General features: G+C 50.7%; 18 protein-coding genes. All 18 read left to right on the forward strand.

Translation table 11 applies throughout. The annotated features are described in order from the left end of the window. Window positions 1-128 precede the first annotated feature (128 nt). The 18 genes from serC to TU74_RS23375 all read left to right on the forward strand — a co-directional run bounded on the left by serC (window position 129) and on the right by TU74_RS23375 (window position 19,748). The gene (gene serC, locus TU74_RS08490; protein WP_047275388.1) at window positions 129-1,214 is read left to right on the forward strand and encodes a 3-phosphoserine/phosphohydroxythreonine transaminase; all 1,086 of its coding nucleotides are present in this window, start codon (window positions 129-131) and stop codon (window positions 1,212-1,214) included. Next, window positions 1,214-2,308: a prephenate dehydratase gene (gene pheA / locus TU74_RS08495; protein ID WP_047275333.1), complete on the forward strand. Its 1,095-nt coding sequence runs from the start codon at window positions 1,214-1,216 to the stop codon at window positions 2,306-2,308. The genes serC and pheA overlap by 1 nt, the downstream gene beginning before the upstream one ends. Before the next feature lie 11 nt (window positions 2,309-2,319). Continuing rightward, window positions 2,320-3,432 carry a histidinol-phosphate transaminase gene (hisC, locus tag TU74_RS08500; protein ID WP_048375993.1) on the forward strand — a complete coding sequence of 371 codons (1,113 nt, stop codon included), beginning with the start codon at window positions 2,320-2,322 and terminating at the stop codon, window positions 3,430-3,432. 28 nt (window positions 3,433-3,460) lie between these two features. Further along, complete coding sequence (locus TU74_RS08505; protein WP_048376037.1) at window positions 3,461-5,668, forward strand: bifunctional prephenate dehydrogenase/3-phosphoshikimate 1-carboxyvinyltransferase; 2,208 nt, start codon at window positions 3,461-3,463, stop codon at window positions 5,666-5,668. Further along, window positions 5,665-6,354 (forward strand): (d)CMP kinase, encoded by a 690-nt coding sequence (gene cmk, locus TU74_RS08510; RefSeq protein ID WP_048375995.1) that lies wholly within the window; start codon window positions 5,665-5,667, stop codon window positions 6,352-6,354. Before TU74_RS08505 ends, cmk begins: the two co-directional genes overlap by 4 nt. Before the next feature lie 123 nt (window positions 6,355-6,477). Continuing rightward, complete coding sequence (gene rpsA, locus TU74_RS08515) at window positions 6,478-8,172, forward strand: 30S ribosomal protein S1 (RefSeq protein ID WP_016780248.1); 1,695 nt, start codon at window positions 6,478-6,480, stop codon at window positions 8,170-8,172. A gap of 345 nt (window positions 8,173-8,517) precedes the next feature. Beyond that, window positions 8,518-8,826 (forward strand): integration host factor subunit beta, encoded by a 309-nt coding sequence (gene ihfB / locus TU74_RS08520; protein WP_047275326.1) that lies wholly within the window; start codon window positions 8,518-8,520, stop codon window positions 8,824-8,826. A gap of 11 nt (window positions 8,827-8,837) precedes the next feature. Then, entirely contained in the window at window positions 8,838-9,086 is a 249-nt protein-coding gene (locus TU74_RS08525; RefSeq protein ID WP_048375997.1) for a lipopolysaccharide assembly protein LapA domain-containing protein, read from the forward strand. A 309-nt stretch (window positions 9,087-9,395) separates the two neighbouring features. Then, window positions 9,396-10,766, forward strand: a complete 1,371-nt coding sequence (locus TU74_RS08530) for a Wzz/FepE/Etk N-terminal domain-containing protein (protein ID WP_088500192.1) — start codon at window positions 9,396-9,398, stop codon at window positions 10,764-10,766. A gap of 79 nt (window positions 10,767-10,845) precedes the next feature. Further along, complete coding sequence (locus TU74_RS08535) at window positions 10,846-12,303, forward strand: MBL fold metallo-hydrolase RNA specificity domain-containing protein (protein WP_048375999.1); 1,458 nt, start codon at window positions 10,846-10,848, stop codon at window positions 12,301-12,303. Between the two features lie 112 nt (window positions 12,304-12,415). Then, a complete protein-coding gene (gene rfaH / locus TU74_RS08540) occupies window positions 12,416-12,943 on the forward strand; it encodes a transcription/translation regulatory transformer protein RfaH (protein ID WP_048376002.1) in 528 nt (175 codons plus the stop codon). A 159-nt stretch (window positions 12,944-13,102) separates the two neighbouring features. Beyond that, window positions 13,103-13,969 carry a glucose-1-phosphate thymidylyltransferase RfbA gene (rfbA, locus tag TU74_RS08545; protein WP_047282579.1) on the forward strand — a complete coding sequence of 289 codons (867 nt, stop codon included), beginning with the start codon at window positions 13,103-13,105 and terminating at the stop codon, window positions 13,967-13,969. A 4-nt stretch (window positions 13,970-13,973) separates the two neighbouring features. Beyond that, window positions 13,974-14,381, forward strand: coding sequence for a sugar 3,4-ketoisomerase (locus tag TU74_RS08550; RefSeq protein ID WP_047282578.1), 408 nt, complete (start codon window positions 13,974-13,976; stop codon window positions 14,379-14,381). Next, window positions 14,378-15,559, forward strand: coding sequence for a formyltransferase family protein (locus TU74_RS08555; protein ID WP_048376004.1), 1,182 nt, complete (start codon window positions 14,378-14,380; stop codon window positions 15,557-15,559). The genes TU74_RS08550 and TU74_RS08555 overlap by 4 nt, the downstream gene beginning before the upstream one ends. Before the next feature lie 12 nt (window positions 15,560-15,571). Continuing rightward, window positions 15,572-16,678: a DegT/DnrJ/EryC1/StrS family aminotransferase gene (locus TU74_RS08560; RefSeq protein WP_048376006.1), complete on the forward strand. Its 1,107-nt coding sequence runs from the start codon at window positions 15,572-15,574 to the stop codon at window positions 16,676-16,678. Window positions 16,679-16,680: 2 nt separating this feature from the next. Next, on the forward strand, window positions 16,681-17,937 hold the full coding sequence (locus TU74_RS08565) for an O-antigen translocase (protein WP_047292823.1): 1,257 nt from the start codon (window positions 16,681-16,683) through the stop codon (window positions 17,935-17,937). 34 nt (window positions 17,938-17,971) lie between these two features. After that, window positions 17,972-18,877 (forward strand): glycosyltransferase family 2 protein, encoded by a 906-nt coding sequence (locus tag TU74_RS08570; protein WP_048376010.1) that lies wholly within the window; start codon window positions 17,972-17,974, stop codon window positions 18,875-18,877. A 13-nt stretch (window positions 18,878-18,890) separates the two neighbouring features. Next, entirely contained in the window at window positions 18,891-19,748 is an 858-nt protein-coding gene (locus TU74_RS23375; protein WP_082149853.1) for a glycosyltransferase, read from the forward strand. The last annotated feature ends 113 nt before the right edge of the window (window positions 19,749-19,861 follow it).

Here is a 19,861-nt window from a genome sequence, read left to right on the forward strand (position 1 = left end):
GAGAATTCGCCCCCTTGTTGTTTGTCCCGTATGAAAAATCGGCATCCCCGTGGGCGCGGTCTCGCGTTCAACCGCAGTGCCGAGAACCGATTTATTGCATGACCCACCAAATCAGAGCGAGAGTGGATGTGAGCAAACGAGCCTATAACTTCTGCGCAGGTCCAGCTGCGCTTCCTGAAGCTGTCCTGTTGCGTGCCCAGTCCGAGTTGCTCGACTGGCATGGCAAAGGCCTGTCGGTCATGGAAATGAGCCATCGCAGCGATGAGTTCGTGTCCATTGCCACCAAGGCTGAGCAGGACCTGCGTGACCTGCTGTCTATCCCCTCGAACTACAAGGTTCTGTTTCTGCAAGGCGGCGCAAGTCAGCAGTTTGCTCAGATCCCGCTGAACCTGCTGCCGGAAAATGGCAAGGCCGATTACATCGACACGGGCATCTGGTCCCAGAAGGCCATTGAAGAAGCGTCGCGTTTTGGTGCGGTCAATGTGGCTGCCACGGCCAAGCCTTATGACTACTTCGCGATCCCGGGTCAGAACGAATGGAATCTGAATAAGGACGCGGCCTATGTGCATTACGCGCCTAACGAAACCATTGGTGGCCTGGAGTTTGACTGGATTCCGCAAACCGGTGATGTGCCGCTGGTGGCCGACATGTCCTCTGACATCCTGTCGCGCCCTGTGGATGTATCGCGTTTTGGCATGATTTACGCCGGTGCGCAGAAAAACATCGGTCCGAGCGGCATTGTGGTCAATATCATCCGTGAAGACCTGCTGGGGCGTGCGCGCTCCATCTGCCCGACGATGCTTGATTATAAGGTCGCGGCCGATAACGGCTCGATGTACAACACGCCGCCGACCCTGGCGTGGTACTTGTCTGGCCTGGTGTTCGAGTGGCTGAAAGAGCAGGGCGGTGTAGAAGCCATTGGCAAGCTCAATGAAGTGAAAAAGCGCACGCTTTACGACTTCATCGATGCCAGCGGCCTGTACAGCAACCCGATCAACAAGACAGACCGCTCGTGGATGAACGTCCCGTTCCGTCTGGCCGATGACCGTCTCGACAAACCGTTCCTGGCGGGTGCCGAGGCACGCGGCCTGTTGAACCTTAAGGGTCACCGTTCGGTAGGCGGTATGCGGGCTTCGATCTATAACGCTGTGGACATCAACGCCGTCAATGCGCTGGTGGATTACATGGCGGCGTTCGAGAAGGAACACGGCTAATGTCCGAACAGGAACTCAAAGCCCTGCGTTTGCGCATTGACAGCCTGGACGAAAAGGTCCTGGAGCTGATCAGTGAGCGTGCGCGCTGCGCGCAAGAGGTCGCGCGCGTCAAAATGGGCTCGCTGGCGGAGGGCGAGGTGCCGGTGTTTTACCGGCCTGAGCGTGAGGCGCAGGTACTCAAGCGGGTGATGGAACGCAACAAAGGCCCGCTGGGTAACGAAGAGATGGCGCGCTTGTTCCGCGAAATCATGTCGTCGTGCCTGGCGCTGGAGCAGCCGCTTAAAGTGGCTTACCTGGGGCCTGAAGGGACCTTCACGCAAGCCGCCGCAATGAAACACTTCGGTCATGCCGTCATTAGCAAGCCAATGGCTGCCATCGATGAGGTGTTTCGTGAAGTGGCGGCCGGGGCAGTGAATTTTGGTGTGGTGCCGGTGGAAAATTCCACTGAAGGGGCCGTTAACCACACGCTGGATAGCTTCCTTGAGCACGATATGGTGATTTGCGGCGAGGTTGAGTTGCGCATTCACCATCACTTGCTGGTGGGCGAGAACACCAAGACCGACAGCATCAGCCGTATCTATTCCCATGCCCAGTCGCTGGCCCAGTGCCGCAAGTGGCTGGACGCGCACTATCCGAACGTCGAGCGTATTGCTGTATCGAGCAACGCCGAAGCGGCCAAGCGCGTGAAAGGTGAGTGGAACTCGGCAGCCATTGCTGGCGATATGGCGGCGGGCCTCTACGGGTTGACGCGACTGGCCGAAAAGATTGAAGACCGCCCGGACAACTCCACGCGGTTCTTGATGATCGGCAATCAGGAAGTGCCACCGACCGGTGATGACAAAACATCGATCATTGTGTCCATGAGCAACCGGCCGGGTGCGCTGCATGAGTTGCTGGTGCCGTTTCATGAAAACGGCATCGATCTCACGCGCATCGAGACGCGTCCCTCGCGCAGTGGTAAATGGACTTACGTTTTCTTCATTGACTTTGCTGGCCACCACCGAGATCCGTTGGTCAAAAGCGTGCTGGAACAGATCAGTCAGGAAGCTGTAGCACTCAAAGTGTTGGGTTCCTACCCGAAAGCGGTTCTTTAAGGCGATTTCACATGAGCGGTGATTTTCTCGCCCTGGCATTGCCGGGCGTGCAACAACTTTCGCCTTACGTCCCAGGCAAGCCTGTGGACGAGCTGGCGCGTGAGCTGGGGATTAACCCGGACACGATCGTCAAGTTGGCGAGTAACGAAAACCCGTTGGGGCCCAGCCCTAAAGCGTTGGCGGCTATTGGCGACGCGCTGGCAGAACTCACGCGTTATCCCGATGGCAACGGTTTCGCACTCAAGACATTGCTGGCAGAGCAGTGTGGCGTCGAGCTGGATCAGGTCACGCTGGGGAATGGTTCCAATGACATTCTGGAATTGGTGGCGCGAGCCTATCTGGGGCCGGGCCTGAATGCCGTCTTCAGCGAGCATGCGTTTGCGGTGTACCCGATCGTCACGCAGGCTGTGGGTGCGCAAGCGCGCGTAGTGCCAGCCAAAGCCTGGGGTCATGATCTGCCCGCCATGCTGTCCGTGATCGACGAGTCCACGCGAGTGGTGTTCATTGCCAACCCGAACAACCCGACCGGGACCTGGTTCGATGCGAATGCGTTGAACGAGTTTTTGCAGGATGTTCCGCAACGGGTGCTGGTGGTACTGGATGAGGCCTACATCGAATACGCGGATGGCGGCGATTTGCCAGATGGTCTGGAATTCCTGTCTGCTTATCCAAACCTGCTGGTATCGCGTACCTTCTCCAAGGCTTACGGCTTGGCGGCATTGCGTGTGGGTTACAGCCTGTCAGCGGCCGGCGTGGCAGATGTGCTGAACCGCGTGCGTCAGCCCTTCAACGTCAACAGTCTGGCATTGGCGGCTGCCTGCGCTGCGTTACGCGATGTGGAGTATCTGGCACAAAGCCGGCGTCTGAACCAGGCCGGTATGCAGCAGTTGCAAGAGGGTTTCCAGGCGCTGGGCCTGAGCTGGATTGCGTCCAAGGGCAATTTTATTGCGCTGGATGTAGGGCAAGACGCAGCGCCCGTGTATCACGGGTTGCTGCAGGAGGGGGTGATTGTGCGCCCTGTCGCCAACTACGGCATGCCGAACCACCTGCGCATCACCGTGGGGCTGCCCGCTGAAAACACCCGCTTGCTTGAAGCGTTGACCAAGGTTCTCGCTCGTGGGTGATGTCATCTCGAAACAGTCGGCCAAGCCCTTGGTGGGCCGACTGGTAGTGGTCGGATTGGGGCTCATCGGCGGCTCCTTTGCCAAGGGGCTGCGTGAAAGCGGGTTGTGCGTGGAAGTGGTCGGCGTCGATCTCAATGCTGCATCCCGTGCCCTGGCCGTAGAGCTGGGCGTGGTTGATCGCTGTGAGGCGGATCTGGCAGTAGCCTGCCGCGGCGCTGATGTGATTCAGTTGGCGGTGCCGATCCTGGCCATGGAAAAAATGCTCGCTCAATTGGCGGGCATGGATCTGGGCCAGGCCATCCTGACCGATGTCGGCAGCGCCAAAGGCAATATTGTGCGCGCAGCCACTCAAGCGTTTGGCGGCATGCCGCCGCGCTTTGTTCCGGGCCATCCGATTGCGGGCTCCGAGCAAAGTGGGGTAGAAGCGTCAAATGCGCGTCTGTTCGAGCGGCACAAAGTTATTTTGACCCCGGTAGCCGACACGGACCCCGGAGCGCTCAAGGTTGTGGATGCGATGTGGCGCGCCCTTGGGGCTGACGTCGAGCACATGCAGGTTGAGCGTCACGATGAAGTCCTTGCGGCGACTAGCCATTTGCCACACTTGCTGGCATTTGGTCTGGTGGATTCTCTGGCCAAGCGCAACGAGAATCTGGATATTTTTCGCTACGCTGCGGGTGGCTTTCGCGATTTCACAAGAATCGCGGGCAGCGACCCGGTGATGTGGCATGACATTTTCCTCGCCAATCGCGAGGCAGTGCTGCGCACATTGGATACATTTCGCACAGACCTCGACGCCTTGCGCGACGCGGTCGATGCAGGGGACGGGCATCAATTATTGGGCGTGTTCACGCGCGCCCGTGTTGCTCGCGAGCATTTCGGTAAAATCCTGGCCCGCCGGGCATATGTGGACCCTATGAATACGAATGATCTGATTTTCCTGGCAAATCCTGGTGGACACGCAATCGGCCGCATCCGTGTACCAGGCGACAAGTCCATTTCTCACCGCTCGATCATGCTTGGCTCGCTGGCTGAAGGCACGACCGAAGTGGAAGGGTTCCTTGAAGGCGAAGATGCGCTGGCAACATTGCAGGCTTTTCGTGACATGGGCGTGGTCATCGAAGGGCCGCATCAGGGGCGCGTCACGATTCACGGTGTCGGGCTGCACGGCCTGAAAGCGCCACCGGGGCCTATTTATCTGGGCAATTCCGGCACCTCGATGCGCTTGCTGTCAGGTTTGTTGGCGGCGCAACCGTTTGATACCACCCTGACCGGGGATGCCTCGCTGACCAAGCGTCCAATGAATCGCGTGGCCAATCCATTGCGTGAAATGGGCGCCGTCATTGAAACCGCTGCCGAAGGGCGTCCGCCAATGACGATTCGAGGCGGGCATGCGCTCAAGGGCATGAATTACACCCTGCCGATGGCAAGTGCCCAGGTTAAGTCCTGTCTGCTGCTGGCTGGCTTGTACGCTGAAGGCAAGACCTCGGTGACCGAGCCTGCGCCAACACGCGACCACACCGAGCGCATGCTGCGTGGCTTCGGCTATCCGGTGACGGTCGACGGTGCCACTGCTTCCGTTGAGTCGGGCCATAAGCTGACAGCGACACACATTGAAGTGCCGGGTGATATCTCCTCCTCAGCGTTTTTCCTGGTTGCCGCTTCGATCGCTGAAGGTTCGGATCTGGTGCTTGAACATGTCGGGATTAACCCGACCCGTACCGGTGTGATCGACATTCTGCGTCTGATGGGGGCCGATATTACCCTCGAGAACCTGCGCGAGGTGGGGGGCGAGCCGGTTGCAGACCTGCATGTGCGTGCAGCGAAGCTCAAAGGTATCGATATCCCGCAAGCATTGGTGCCACTGGCTATTGACGAGTTCCCGGTATTGTTTGTGGCGGCTGCGGTGGCAGAAGGCCGGACTGTACTGCGAGGCGCCGAAGAGTTGCGTGTGAAGGAGTCGGACCGTATTCAGGTAATGGCTGATGGCTTGCATGCACTGGGCGTAAAGTGCGAGACGACCCCGGACGGCATCATCATTGACGGTGGTGCGATAGGGGGCGGCGAAGTCCATGGTCATGGTGATCATCGTATTTCGATGGCGTTCAGCGTGGCTTCGTTGCGTGCCACTGCGCCTATTCGCATCCATGACTGCGCAAACGTTGCCACGTCCTTCCCCAACTTCCTGGCGCTGTGCAAGCAGGTCGGCATGAATGTCGCTGAAGAGGCGCAGTCGTGAATCCGTTGGCGCCGGTGATTACCATTGACGGACCGAGCGGTTCGGGTAAAGGCACAGTAGCGGGGCGGCTGGCCACGGAGTTGGGCTGGAAGCTGCTGGATTCAGGTGCCTTGTATCGTCTGCTGGCGCTGGCAGCCCGGGATCATGGTGTCGCACTGAATGACGAGACGTTGCTGCAGCAGTTGGCGGCGCATCTGGACGTGCAGTTCGTCGGAGCGACAAATGGTCAGCCTGCCAAGATCATCCTGGAAGGGATGGATGTCACACTGGATATTCGCAATGAAGCGGTAGCGGCGGGGGCATCTGCTGTTGCGGCGTTGCCCGCTGTTCGTGAGGCTTTGCTGCAGCGTCAGCGAGATTTTAAGGAATTGCCGGGCCTGGTTGCGGATGGGCGTGATATGGGGACGGTGGTTTTTCCGGACGCTCCGCTCAAGATCTTCCTCACCGCCAGCGCTGAAGAGAGGGCGAGGCGTCGCTACTTGCAGTTGAAGGCCAAGGGCGATGATGTTAGTCTCCCGCGTCTGCTGGACGAGATACGTGCCCGCGATCAGCGTGATACGCAGCGTGCAATAGCCCCGCTTAAGCCGGCGGCTGATGCCATACAGCTTGACTCTACGGAGTTGTCTGTCGAGCAGGTGCTTGAACGCATCAGAAGTGAAATCGCCCTGCGCGATATCGCTGGATGACCAAGAAAGCATGCAGGAGACCAGAAATAGTCCTGTATGCCTTCTTTTATATGAACGTAACCCACATTGTCTGGAATGTGGCAGATGGGCGTATTCCTTCGCCCTTATTCAACAGGAATTAAAATGAGCGAAAGCTTTGCAGAACTCTTTGAAGAAAGCCTAAAAACCCTGAATCTTCAGGCTGGCTCGATCATCACCGCTATCATCGTTGATATCGATTACCAAGCTGGTTGGGTTACCGTTCACGCTGGTTTGAAGTCTGAAGGCCTCATCCCGCTGGAGCAGTTCCACAACGACGCTGGCGAACTGAACATCAACATCGGTGATGAAGTTCACGTTGCGCTGGACGCGGTCGAAGACGGCTTTGGCGAAACCAAACTGTCCCGTGAAAAAGCCAAGCGCGCTGAATGCTGGATCGTTCTGGAAGCAGCCTTCGCAGCAGAAGAAGTGGTCAAGGGCGTTATCAACGGTAAGGTTAAAGGCGGCTTCACTGTCGACGTTAACGGCATCCGTGCGTTCCTGCCAGGTTCTCTGGTTGACGTTCGTCCAGTGCGCGACACCACGCACCTGGAAGGTAAAGAGCTGGAATTCAAGGTCATCAAACTTGACCAGAAGCGCAACAACGTTGTTGTTTCGCGTCGCAGCGTACTGGAAGCAGAGAACTCGGCAGAGCGCGAAGCGCTGTTGGAATCCTTGCAAGAAGGTCAGCAAGTTAAAGGTATCGTTAAAAACCTCACCGACTACGGCGCGTTCGTGGATCTGGGTGGCGTTGACGGCCTGCTGCACATCACTGACATGGCGTGGAAGCGCATCAAGCATCCTTCCGAAATCGTCAACGTTGGCGACGAGATTGATGTAAAGGTTCTGAAGTACGATCGCGAGCGCAATCGTGTTTCCCTGGGCCTCAAGCAACTGGGCGAAGATCCATGGGTTGCTATCAAAGCCCGTTACCCAGAAAGCACTCGCGTTACCGCTCGTGTAACCAACCTGACCGACTACGGCTGCTTCGCTGAGCTGGAAGAAGGCGTTGAAGGTTTGGTACACGTGTCCGAAATGGACTGGACCAACAAAAACATCCACCCTTCGAAAGTCGTACAAGTCGGCGACGAAGTGGAAGTTATGGTTCTGGACATCGACGAAGAGCGTCGTCGTATCTCCCTGGGCATCAAGCAGTGCAAATCTAACCCATGGGAAGATTTCTCTGGCCAGTTCAACAAGGGCGATAAAATCTCCGGCACCATCAAGTCGATCACCGATTTCGGTATCTTCATTGGTCTGGACGGCGGCATCGACGGTCTGGTTCACCTGTCCGACATCTCCTGGAACGAAGTGGGCGAAGAAGCTGTACGTCGTTTCAAGAAGGGCGACGAGCTGGACACCGTTATCCTGTCTGTTGACCCAGAGCGTGAGCGCATCTCCCTGGGTATCAAGCAGCTGGAAAGCGATCCGTTCTCCGAGTACGTACAAGAGAACGACAAAGGCGCAATCGTTAAGGGCATCGTGAAAGAAGTTGACGCTAAAGGCGCCATCATCACTCTGGCCAACGATATCGAAGCGACTCTGAAAGCCTCCGAAATCAGCCGTGACCGCGTTGAAGACGCGCGCAACGTTCTGAAAGAAGGCGAAGAAGTAGAAGCCAAGATCATCAGCGTTGATCGTAAGAGCCGCGTAATCCAACTCTCCATCAAGTCGAAAGATGATGCTGAAGAGAAAGAAGCAATCCAGAGCCTGCGCGACAAGCCAGCTACCTCTGACATTGCTGCTGGTCCGACCACTTTGGGCGACCTGCTGCGTGCACAAATGGAAAAGCAGAACTAAGTTCTGATTGACCATTAAAAAGGGCGACTTCGGTCGCCCTTTTTTGTGCGCGCGGGTTTGATAGTGTTTTCTGTCCTTTGTGTTTTGCTTTCCTGGGGGGTTCTCATGCCCTGCGAGGTTGTGGAGCGTTCTCGCTGGTTGAGTCGAATTCAAGCCAATCCAGGTGTCGCTTATTGCAGGGCTGATCGCAGCGTGTCTGTGGTTCTCTTCATTAACCCGAACATACCTAAAAGTTCCCCTTCAATATTTCTTCAGATAAGTCAATCCCTGGGCTGTTCAAAGTCACTTGATCATGCTAAAACCTTTCAAGCGCTGATCTAGCTGCTTGAAAAAGAAGGGAAAAATATGACGAAGTCGGAGTTGATCGAACGAATTGTCACCCATCAAGGGCTACTCTCATCAAAGGATGTGGAGCTGGCCATCAAGACTATGCTTGAACAAATGTCACAGTCCCTGGCGACCGGAGATCGAATAGAGATCCGCGGTTTTGGCAGTTTTTCACTGCACTACCGTGCACCGCGTGTGGGGCGTAACCCAAAAACCGGGCAGTCTGTCAGTTTGGACGGCAAGTTCGTCCCTCATTTCAAGCCGGGCAAGGAATTGCGGGATCGGGTGAATGAGGACGAGGAAGATGACTTTAATCCTGAAGAGTAAAGGAGCTGCTCATGCGTGCTATTAAGCGCACAGCCGTCGTGGTGGTGTCTCTGCTGATTTTCTTTGGCGTGATTATTTTCATTCTTGAAAATCAGCAAGCGACATCACTGACGTTTCTTGGCTGGAATACGCCACAGCTGCCAGCTGCAATGTTCTTTGTCGGGGCTCTGTTGTTAGGGCTAGCAATTGGCCCGCTTATTGGTTTTCTTGCCTACTGGCGAAAAACCGCCGGCTTGAAGCGCCGCATGCACCTTAGCTGACCTGCGCGTTCAACGTTCATGCGCTTGAGCTTTTACGAGGCGAGTCAGGCGCGTTGAGTGAGGCGGTGTAAGAAATACGGCTTTTTCTGTGTAAGCGATTTCTCAGGAGAACCCCTACTTATTCTCAAGCCTTGTATTGTTTTGTAATACTGGCAGAATGCGGGCTGTTCTCGATTGCCAGCTATTTTTTGTGCTTCACCAGGTGCGCAGTGATGCCATTACCCGGTTGAAAATAAATCGTATTTCAAGCACGCAAGAAAAATTTCTGCATGACGAGCCCGCAGTTTCTTTTGAAGGCAGGCCCTTGTTGTGACCAGTATTTCTCGTATACCCAGTGGCTCATCATCCGATGAGATTGACCTGATTGCCTTGTTTCAGGCGATTTGGCAACAAAAGAAAATGATCATTGCCACAACTATCATCAGCGGGATGATAGCACTGGGCTATGCCTATTACGCAACGCCTGAATATCAAGTCACCAGCGTTCTTCGCCCTGCGGCGATCAATGAGCTGGACGCGCTGAACCGGTCAGGCGTCTACACGCTGCCACCCAGCGAAGCGTTGATGAAAGTGGGGGCCAGCCTGGAGTCGTACGATTCGCGCCTGGGCTTCTTCCGGGACAATCAGGAACTCTTCAGGCAATTCAAGCGTCCAGGCCGGACACTTGAGCAAAGTTTCGAAGAGTTCAACCGTGACTCGCTCAAGCTGGTTCTGCCAGACCCTAAAAAAGCGGATGCACTCAGTGCTTTCATTGGTCTTGAGCTGAATTACCCCAAGGGCGTGGAGGGTGTGCAGATTCTCAATGGCTTTGTTGATTACGCAATCAATGCAGAGCGCGAGCAGATCGCTGCTGACCTGAAAGTCATCGTCAATAACCGTCTGACTGAGCTTAAAGGCAAGATCGACGCTGCCCGCTCAAGTTATGAAAATGACAAGGCCGCTCGTATCGCCACGTTGCAGGAGGCAGATAACCTCAAGCGTGCTCAGCTACAAGACGAGCTGAAAGCCTTGCGTCAGCAGCTGAAAGTAGCGCGTTCAGACAGAATGGCGCAATTGTCCGAAGCGATTGGCATTGCCAAAACCTTGGGGATTCAAAAGCCAACCACGCCTTCTGCCTTGGGCGACTCTGTACGTTCGGGCGATACCAGCGTCATGCGCACCGAAATCAACAACCAGCAGATTCCTCTGTACTTTATGGGTGTTGAAGCCCTGGAGGCGGAGCGTGCGGCCTTGCAGCAGCGTAAAACAGATGACTTTACCGAAGGGCGCATTGCACAGATCGCCCGTGAGTTGCAATTACTGCAAAGCAACAGGGAAGTAGAAGTGCTCAAGCAGCGTCAAAATGAAGACGTGTTTTTGAGTGGGGTTGAACCTCTGCGTGCTGAAGTCGTACGGTTGGGCAACTTGAACAATCTGGATTTCACAAACCTGAAGCTTGTTTCCATCGACCGTAAAGCGTTGGAACCTATGGCGCCTGTTAAACCCAAAAAGTCGTTGATTGTAGTGATGGGGTTGCTGCTCGGTGGCATGTTTGGAGTCTTCATTGCGCTGATGCGTTACTGGGTCAAGTCGCATCGACTTCAGCAGCAAAGACTGTCGCCAGTGCTCTCTGCAACGTTAAGCGGAGCACAGGGTGTGGTGAGCGGTAACGGAAAAGTCTTGCAAAGTGATCGTCGCTGATCGGTTAGATGCCTGGATGCATCTCGACCTGACTTGTGGACTAATTGCCTCTTCATAGAGTTGAGCCGAGAGCAAGCCTATGCCGTATCCACACATCATTCACCATGGGGCCGTTAATGGCGTCACAGGTTCATGCCACCAACTGGTGATGGACGCTAATGCCAGTCTGTTGATTGACTGTGGCCTTTTTCAGGGAAATGAAAAAAGTGCCAATACCAGCGTTCATGGCCAGCAGCAAGGCATCGATTTTTGCCTGGAAGGTATCAAGGCGTTGGTGGTTACGCATGTGCATGCTGACCACGTGGGTCGAATTCCTTGGTTGCTGGCAGCGGGTTTCGATGGGCCAATCATTTGTAGCGAACCCTCGGCCAAGCTTTTGCCATTGGTTCTTGAGGATGCTTTCAAGCTTGAAATAAGTCGCGACTCCAAAAAAGTTGAGCGTTATCTAGAGTATGTAGATGCCCGCATTGTGGCGTTGCCCTACGGACAATGGCACGCGATTGAATCCGGTGAGCATGTACTGCCGCGAATCCGCTTACAGCGCGCAGGCCACATCCTGGGTTCGGCGTATGTGGAATGTGATCTGAGCTACCCGGCTCATGACCATAACTCAAGAATCGTGTTTTCTGGCGATTTGGGTGCTCCGCATACCCCTTTGTTACCGTCTCCTCAATCTCCCGAACGTGCGGATGTACTGGTCCTGGAAAGCACCTACGGCGATCGTTTACATGAGGACAGAGCTTGCCGTCAGTTCAAGCTTGAACACGCCATCGACAAGGCATTGGCAGACCACGGCACTTTGTTGATTCCGGCATTCAGCATAGGCCGTACCCAAGAACTGCTCTGCGAAATTGAAGACATCCTGCACCGAAAAGCAATCCTTGCAGTGAATCCTGCAGCGGCGAACAAGGATCAATCCTTGCCGGTGAATTGGCCGCAATTGCCTGTCATCATCGATTCCCCCCTGGCAGGTCGGCTAACAGCTGCATATCGCCAACTGGAACCTTACTGGGATGGGCCTGCACGTGAGCGCTTGCGCGATAATCGTAACCCTCTGCTTTTTGAGCAATTAATCACTATCGATAGCCACGCAAAACACCTGCAAACGGTCAACTATTTGAGCAGTACGGGTCGCCCCGCCATTGTGATAGCGGCAAGTGGCATGTGCTCCAGCGGTCGAATTGTTAATTACCTCAAAGCCATGCTTTCAGACCCAAGGCATAATGTCCTTTTTGTGGGTTACCAAGCGCAGGGTACAGCTGGCGCAAATATTCAAAAATACGGATCGACAGGTGGTTTTGTTGAGTTAGAAGGTGAGCGCTGTATTATCCGTGCAGGCGTTTCGAGCTTAGGCGGATATTCTGCCCATGCTGACCAACAAGACTTGCTCAATTTTGTCTCCGGTATCGACCCGTTGCCCAAACAAATACGCTTGGTGCACGGCGAGCTTTTTGCAAAACAAACCTTAGCGAATGAACTCTGCCAGTTCTACAACACTCGAAGCCAATCACTTGAGCTGCTGATTCCTGAAGATTAAACCTGAACACGTGCGATGACATATCGCCACTATCAAAAGACCCTGACGGTTTGCCCGCGCAATCATGACAGGCACGATGGCAGACCACGGAAGACCGCTTGATGATTGACCCATGGACCTGAGAAGCAACCACAATGCCCCGACATCCGTTGCGCCAAAGCAGGGCAACTGGTACTTGGTGCAGTGCAAACCTCAACAAGATGAGCGCGCAGAAGAAAACCTTATGCGTCAGGGCTTTGGATGTTCACGTCCAGTCTGCCGCCGTGAGCGCATGCTAAGAGGCAAGCGTCAAATCATCGAAGAATCGTTGTTTCCAGGCTATCTCTTCATCCACATGCCAGCCGGTTCAAACTGGGCGCCTCTGCGCTCGACGCGAGGTGTGGCACGTATTGTTGCGTTTGGTGGACGCCCCTTGGCAGTCGCTGACGATCTCATCGAAACACTCCAGTCGCGTGTCAAAACGCAGCTGATCTCCCAGTTCACGCCAGGTGAGCACGTTGTCATCAAGGATCACGGATTTGAAGGCGTTGAATCCATCTTCATGGCAATGGAGGGAGATGAAAGGGTCATTTTGCTTATCAATCTGCTAAATCGGCAGCAACAGATCAGTTTGCCTCTGGCGAGTATCGCCAGTCGCTAAAGCAATACTCAGGATCGCATCCTGGGCAGCTATGGATTAAACCGTTCTCAGGAAATTGACGATCAATCCTGGGGCGGTAGCGTGTTTAAACTTTAAGCTGACACTTCGGTTGGTTGAGTGCTCACCAAGCGCTGAAAAATTATTACGGACGACTAAGTCATGAAAGGCATTATTTTAGCCGGCGGATCGGGTACAAGGTTGTACCCGATTACTAAAGGCGTCTCTAAGCAACTTTTACCCGTCTACGACAAGCCGATGATTTACTACCCGCTTTCGGTATTGATGTTGGCGGGCATTAAAGATGTGCTGCTCATCAGTACGCCGCAAGATATTGATAGCTTCAAGCGCCTTTTAGGAGATGGTTCAGACTTCGGTATTAATTTGAGTTACGCGGAGCAAGCATCACCTGACGGGCTGGCGCAAGCCTTTATTATCGGGGAATCATTCGTCGGTCAGGATTCAGTGTGTTTAGTGCTAGGCGACAATATTTTCTATGGTCATGGTTTTGGCACCATGTTGCGCAATGCAGCCAAAATAACCGATGGTGCTACAGTTTTCGGTTATCAGGTTAAAGATCCTGAACGCTTCGGTGTGGTTGAATTTGATAAAGAAAAGCGAGCTATTTCGATTGAAGAGAAGCCACTTAAACCGAAATCTGACTATGCCGTGACTGGGCTTTATTTTTACGACAATGAAGTGCTTGAAATTGCTAAGTCAGTCAAGCCTTCGGCGCGGGGTGAGCTTGAAATAACCAGTATCAACCAAGCCTACCTGGATCGTAATAAACTGAACGTTGAATTGCTCGGTCGTGGCTTTGCCTGGTTAGACACCGGTACTCATGAAAGCCTGCTCGAAGCAAGTCAGTTTGTTGAAACCATTGAAAAGAGGCAAGGTTTTAAAATAGCCTGCCTGGAAGAAATTGCATTTAACAATGGTTGGTTGTCAGTTGATTCGATGTATCGTATCGGTCAGGCATTAAGTAAGAATAGTTATGGGAAATATATTCTTTCTCTTGCAGGAAATTAACGCTATGTTTTTGACTGATTTGATTCCTTTGCGAACGCTTGGCGATGACAGAGGTGGGCTGACTGTATTGGAGGGTGGGAATGACCTCCCTTTCGAAATTAAGCGCGTTTACTACCTCACACGGACTAAACCAAAAGTATCTCGCGGTTTTCATGCGCATATTGCATTGAGACAAATGGCCGTATGCATTTCGGGCGAGTGCGAGATGGTGATGGATGATGGGTATGTAAGGGAAACTGTGCTAATGAACTCTTCTGAGCGCGGTATTCTTATTGAGCCAATGGTGTGGCATGAAATGCATAATTTTAGCGAAGACTGTGTGCTATTAGTTTTGGCTAGTGATATCTATGATGAAGCAGACTATATAAGAATATATGATGATTTTCTGGAAATCGTGCGAGCTAAATCATGATAGTAATTGCGGGAAAAAATAATATAGCAGTCCATGGGTTGGAGCTTGCGCTGCGTAAATATGATCGTAATCAGATAGCAGTGGTATGTAATAAGAATGAAACGGGTGTAGATGGTTGGCAAAGATCATTACGTAAATTTGCTTTAGATAATCTGGTTCAAGAAATAACCCTAGAAGAAGCATATGCGCGTACGTCTATTTGTTTCTTGTCCTTAGAATTCGATTCTTTAGTTGTGCCTGAACGTTTCAAAACAGAAAATATATTTAATATACATTTTTCTTTGCTTCCAAAATACAAAGGCATGTTCACCTCGGTGTGGCCTATATACAACGCTGACAAAAAGTCTGGTGTGACACTCCACTACCTTGATAAAGGTATTGACACCGGCGATGTTATATCCCAAGTTGAGTTTTCAATAGAAAGTAATTGGGTTTCGCGTGATGTTTATTTTGCCTATATCAAATACTCTTGTTCTTTGTTAGAGGAGAATTTTGAATCGGTTGTCAGTGGCTTATGCAAGGGTAAGCCTCAAGAGTGTATAGGTTCCACATATTACTCAAATAAATCCATCGATTTCTCGAATCTATTACTGCCCAAAAAAGCTACCGCTTGGGAGTATAGGAATTATATAAGAGCATTTTCATTCAGGGAATATCAGTTCGTTAGTGTGGAGGGTAGTAAAGTAGTTTGGGCAGAAATCTTGCCTGCTAAGTCCACAGCTAAATGTGGAGAGCTTTTTAATGCAACTAAAAATTATGTCGATCTGGCGTCGATAGATTATGATCTTCGCTTGTATTTCGATTGCCTTGATGAGTTTTTGGCGGCCTGTAAAGTCAATGATCTTGTTGCAGTTAAGCGTTTGCGATTTAATATTTCTGGAATCAATGATGCTATTGTCAACGGCTGGACACCATTGATTGTCGCTAGTTTTTTTGGTTCATTTGAAGTGGTGAGATACCTATTGAGTGAAGGTGCTGATCCCCAGAGGCCTAATATAAAGGGCACCACGCCTTTGATGTATGCGAAGGATGCGTTTTTTTCCGGGAGATGCTTTAAAACCTTTGGTTTATTAATGAGTGCTGGCGCTGACCTAGTTCAGGTAGATTACTCAGGGAAGCAGTTGTATGACTATCTGACTTCTGCTCAGATTTGCGATTTGCAGAAATCACTTGGATAAGGACGGTGAAGCATGATTCCATTTCTTGATTTAAAAAAAATAAACTCAACTATGTCTTCTGAGCTGTTAGCGGCTTGTGCCAGAGTAATAGATTCTGGTTGGTATATTGGTGGTAGTGAACTTTCCTCCTTCGAAGCTGAGTTTGCTCATTATTGCGGAGCACAGCATTGCATCGGCGTTGCAAATGGTCTTGATGCATTGAGTTTGACTATACGAGCCTGGAAGGAGCTTGGTAAGCTATCAGAGGGAGATGAGGTTATAGTTCCATCAAATACGTATATCGCAAGTATTCTTGCTGTCAGTGAGAACGGTCTGGTGCCTGTGTTAACAGAGCCGGATGTTAATACGTATAATCTATGCCCTGAAAACACCAGGCAGGCAATAACGCCCAGGACCAAAGCCATTTTGCCCGTGCATTTATACGGGCATTTAGCTGATATGCCTGCTTTCATGCAGATAGCCGAAGAATACAATTTGCTTGTTCTTGAAGATTCCGCTCAAGCCCATGGGGCAAGTTTGCATGGAAAAAAAGCAGGTAGTTGGGGACATGCCTCAGGCTTCAGTTTCTACCCAGGGAAGAATTTGGGCGCTTTGGGGGATGCGGGTGCTATCACTACAAATGATGATGCGTTAGCTGACACACTGAGAGCGCTTAGAAACTACGGATCTCAAGAAAAGTATAAAAACTTATACAAGGGTGTGAATAGCCGTCTGGATGAAATTCAGGCTGCGATGCTAAGTGTTAAGTTGAAGTACCTCGATGCCCAGACTGCACATAGACAACTCATCGCCTCTCTGTATCTGAATGAAATTAAAAATCCGGAAATCAGTTTGCCTGGCGTGGACGTGTCGAACCAGGTTTGGCATCTATTCGTCATCAGGACTAAACACCGAGCAGCCCTGCAACACCATTTGCAAGAACATGGCGTGCAAACGTTAATTCATTACCCGATAGCACCTCACAAGCAAGATGCTTATAAGGAGTTTGCGCACCTCCAACTGCCCGTGAGTGAACAACTGCACGCTGAAGTGTTAAGTTTACCTATTGGTCCTGAGTTAAGTTCCGAAGAAGCACGTCATATTGTGTCAGTCTGCAATAGCTTTAGCGTCAAACATTAAGTATGACGCTAATCAAAACGAGTCTGCTCAATGCGATTGCAGTCATCATAAAAATGCTCACCTTGTTGGGGATCAATAAGGTGCTTGCCGTGTACGTTGGTCCTTCTGGATATGCAGCGATAGGGCAGTTTCAAAACGCTGTACAGATGATTACCGCTTTTTCCAGTGGGGCAATCAATACTGGCGTTACAAAATATACCGCCGAATACCAAGGCGATGTTGAGTTGACACGCCGGTTATGGAAAACGGCAGGCATGATTGTGATTTGTGCCTCTACTGCAGTCGCACTCTTGGTTGCCATTTTTTGTGTTCCGCTTGCACGCTATTTTCTCAATGATGTGACGTTGTCTGGTGTATTTCTCTGGTTTGCAGCGACCTTGGTATTATTTACATTCAATGCCTTGCTACTCGCTATTCTTAATGGAAAAAAAGAAATCCATAGTTATGTATTGGCCAATATTGCAGGGAGTATATTTTCTTTAGCCGTAACCGTGTTAATGACGATGTACTACAAGCTCTACGGTGCTTTAGTCGCGTTGGCTATTTACCAGTCTATTTCGTTTTTTGTCACATTAGCGATCTGTGGGCGAAAACCCTGGTTCCGTGTGAAGGATATGATCGGGCGTATTGATGGAACGATTGCTCTTAATCTCTCAAAATTTACAGCGATGGCACTCACGTCCGCAGCATGTTTACCCCTCACGTCAATTTTAATTCGTAACACACTTGGCGAACATTTTGGCTGGGACAGTGCTGGTTATTGGGAAGCAATGTGGCGCTTGAGCACCGCGTATCTGATGTTGGTCACGACGACGTTAGGGGTGTATTACCTTCCAAAATTATCTGAATTGAAAGCATCAACGGACATACGTGCTGAAATCATCAATGGTTACAAATACATACTACCGGTCGCTGTTATTATCGGTGTCAGCGTTTATGTTTTGAAGGATTTCATCATCAGTGTGCTGTTTACGCCTGATTTTTATCCCATGCGCGACCTTTTTGCATGGCAGTTAACAGGTGATACGCTAAAAATTGGCAGCTGGATCATTGGTTATCTAATGATCAGCAAGGCAATGATTCGGTTATACATTGTTTCCGAAATAATCTGTGCGTTAGTTTTTGTCGCGAGTGTTAAGTTTTTCACTGTGGTATTGGGTTTTCAGGGCGCAGCTATTGGATATGCCTTCACATACTTTTTATATTGGCTTGTGATGGGGTCTATCGTCTGGAAAAGAATCGATCGTCTTGAGTCCTGAATAAGCAGTCCGACATTAACTGAGTAGGCAATTTATGAGTTCTGAGCCGTTAGTAACCATTGTGATTCCCTCCTATAACCATGAACGCTATGTCGTGGATAGTATAAAAGGGGTGGTGTCTCAAACCTATAATAACGTTGAGTTAATTATTATTGATGACGGCTCAACGGATGGTTCAGTGTCTAGAATTGAATCCATGCTGGACACTTGCCGTGAACGCTTCAAGCGATTCGAATTTCGCTCGCGACCCAATAAAGGTTTATGCGCCACCCTCAATGAAGCCTTGGAGTGGTCTCAAGGTGAATTTTTTTCATTAATCGCCAGTGATGATATTTTGCTGGAGAATAAAACCAGCGTATTGGTTGACGTTTTAAAGACAGACGATTCCATCGTGGCAGCCTTTGGCGGCCTTGAATTGATTGATGATCTAAACCGTCCTGTTGCCAGTGTGTACGGGGCTGATAAAGTTCACACATTTGATGAGATCATCATGGGGGAAACAGTCCCCGGAGCGCCTGCCGGGCTGATGAGAACGCCTGTATTAAAACGTGTAGGTGGGTACCCTGAATCTTTGAGTGTCGAAGATTGGTACATGTGGTTGACGTTAACCAACACCGGGCAGCGTTTGCGATCGATCAAAGAACCCGTTGTCAAATACCGGTTACATGAAAATAACACCGCAAAAAAATACAAGTTGATGCATGAGCAACGATTGAAAATACTCAGCTTTTTTACACAGAGTCATCTTTATTCTCGTGCCGTCAATCGGGCGTATTTAACGTCTGCAGCGGAGGCCAGTAGTGTTCCCGATGTTCCATTTACCCTCGCAATGATCAGGTCAGCTAAGGGTGAAAGTTATCGCTTACGCTGCCTGTACCTTGTCAAATCGTTACTTCCTAAATCTATTGTTAAAGTTGCCAAGTTTTTTTTGAAAAAATAAGGATGCGTGTGAGATGAGTAACGTGCGGTTGTCGTTAATTGGAACAAGTCAGGGTGGGCGCGAGAAAGAAGTACGCCGTTTATTAAATAGTTTGGTAGGCTACTTTGATTCATTAGAGATAATCTTTGTAGACCAAACTTCTGGTGACAAATTACAAACTATTTTCAATGATTTTTTTGGTGTCGTAAACTTCAAGTTGTTAAAGAGTCAGCCTTGCCCGTTGTCTGTTGCCCGAAATATAGCTCTTGATTATGCATTAGGTGAGGTTATCGGGTTTTGTGATGACGATGCTTATTATAATAATGATATTCTTGCAGAATTAGTTGGTGGCTTAGAGCGCGGCGCTGTTATTTCATTTCCTGTGCGAGATGGTGTAACTGGAAAAGCTTATGCCTCACGCTCCTATCCTGCAAAATTCAAAAAACTTAACTATCTGGGTGTAATTAAATACTCATTAAGTGTGGGGACATTCATTTCATTGCGGTCGCTCGATGATAGATCTCACATCAGATTTGATGAAAGGTTGGGGGCTGGTACTAATCTAGGTGGTTCTGAAGAAACTGAACTGTTTTTCAGATTGATAAAGTACGGTTATCAAGCTTATTTCAGTGACAAGGCTTCCGTATTTCACGATGATGATTTTTGTGGGTCTGATATTCTACCTAAAAAATATCAGATGTATGCAATTGGTTATGCTGTAGTTATTAAAAAATACATGCTAAGTTCACATGGTTTGTTGATGTTAGAAGTGGTGCGGGTTGTTGTGAGAAGTGGTGCGGGCTTGCTTTTTTCTTCTAAGAGAAAGGTGTGCGCTTCTCGGCTAAAAGGTTTTTTTAGCGGTATTTTCTTTAGGTCCTTGAATCGCCCCTAGTTTCGTAGACACCTCCAAGCCTTAAAATGAGGCCCATTAGGAGGTGCCATGAGCAACCAGCGTTATCCCGAAGAATTCAAAATCCAGGCGGTCAAGCAAGTGACCGAAAAGCA

This window comes from Pseudomonas lundensis (assembly GCF_001042985.1).
In the GTDB taxonomy this organism is placed as follows: domain Bacteria; phylum Pseudomonadota; class Gammaproteobacteria; order Pseudomonadales; family Pseudomonadaceae; genus Aquipseudomonas; species Aquipseudomonas lundensis.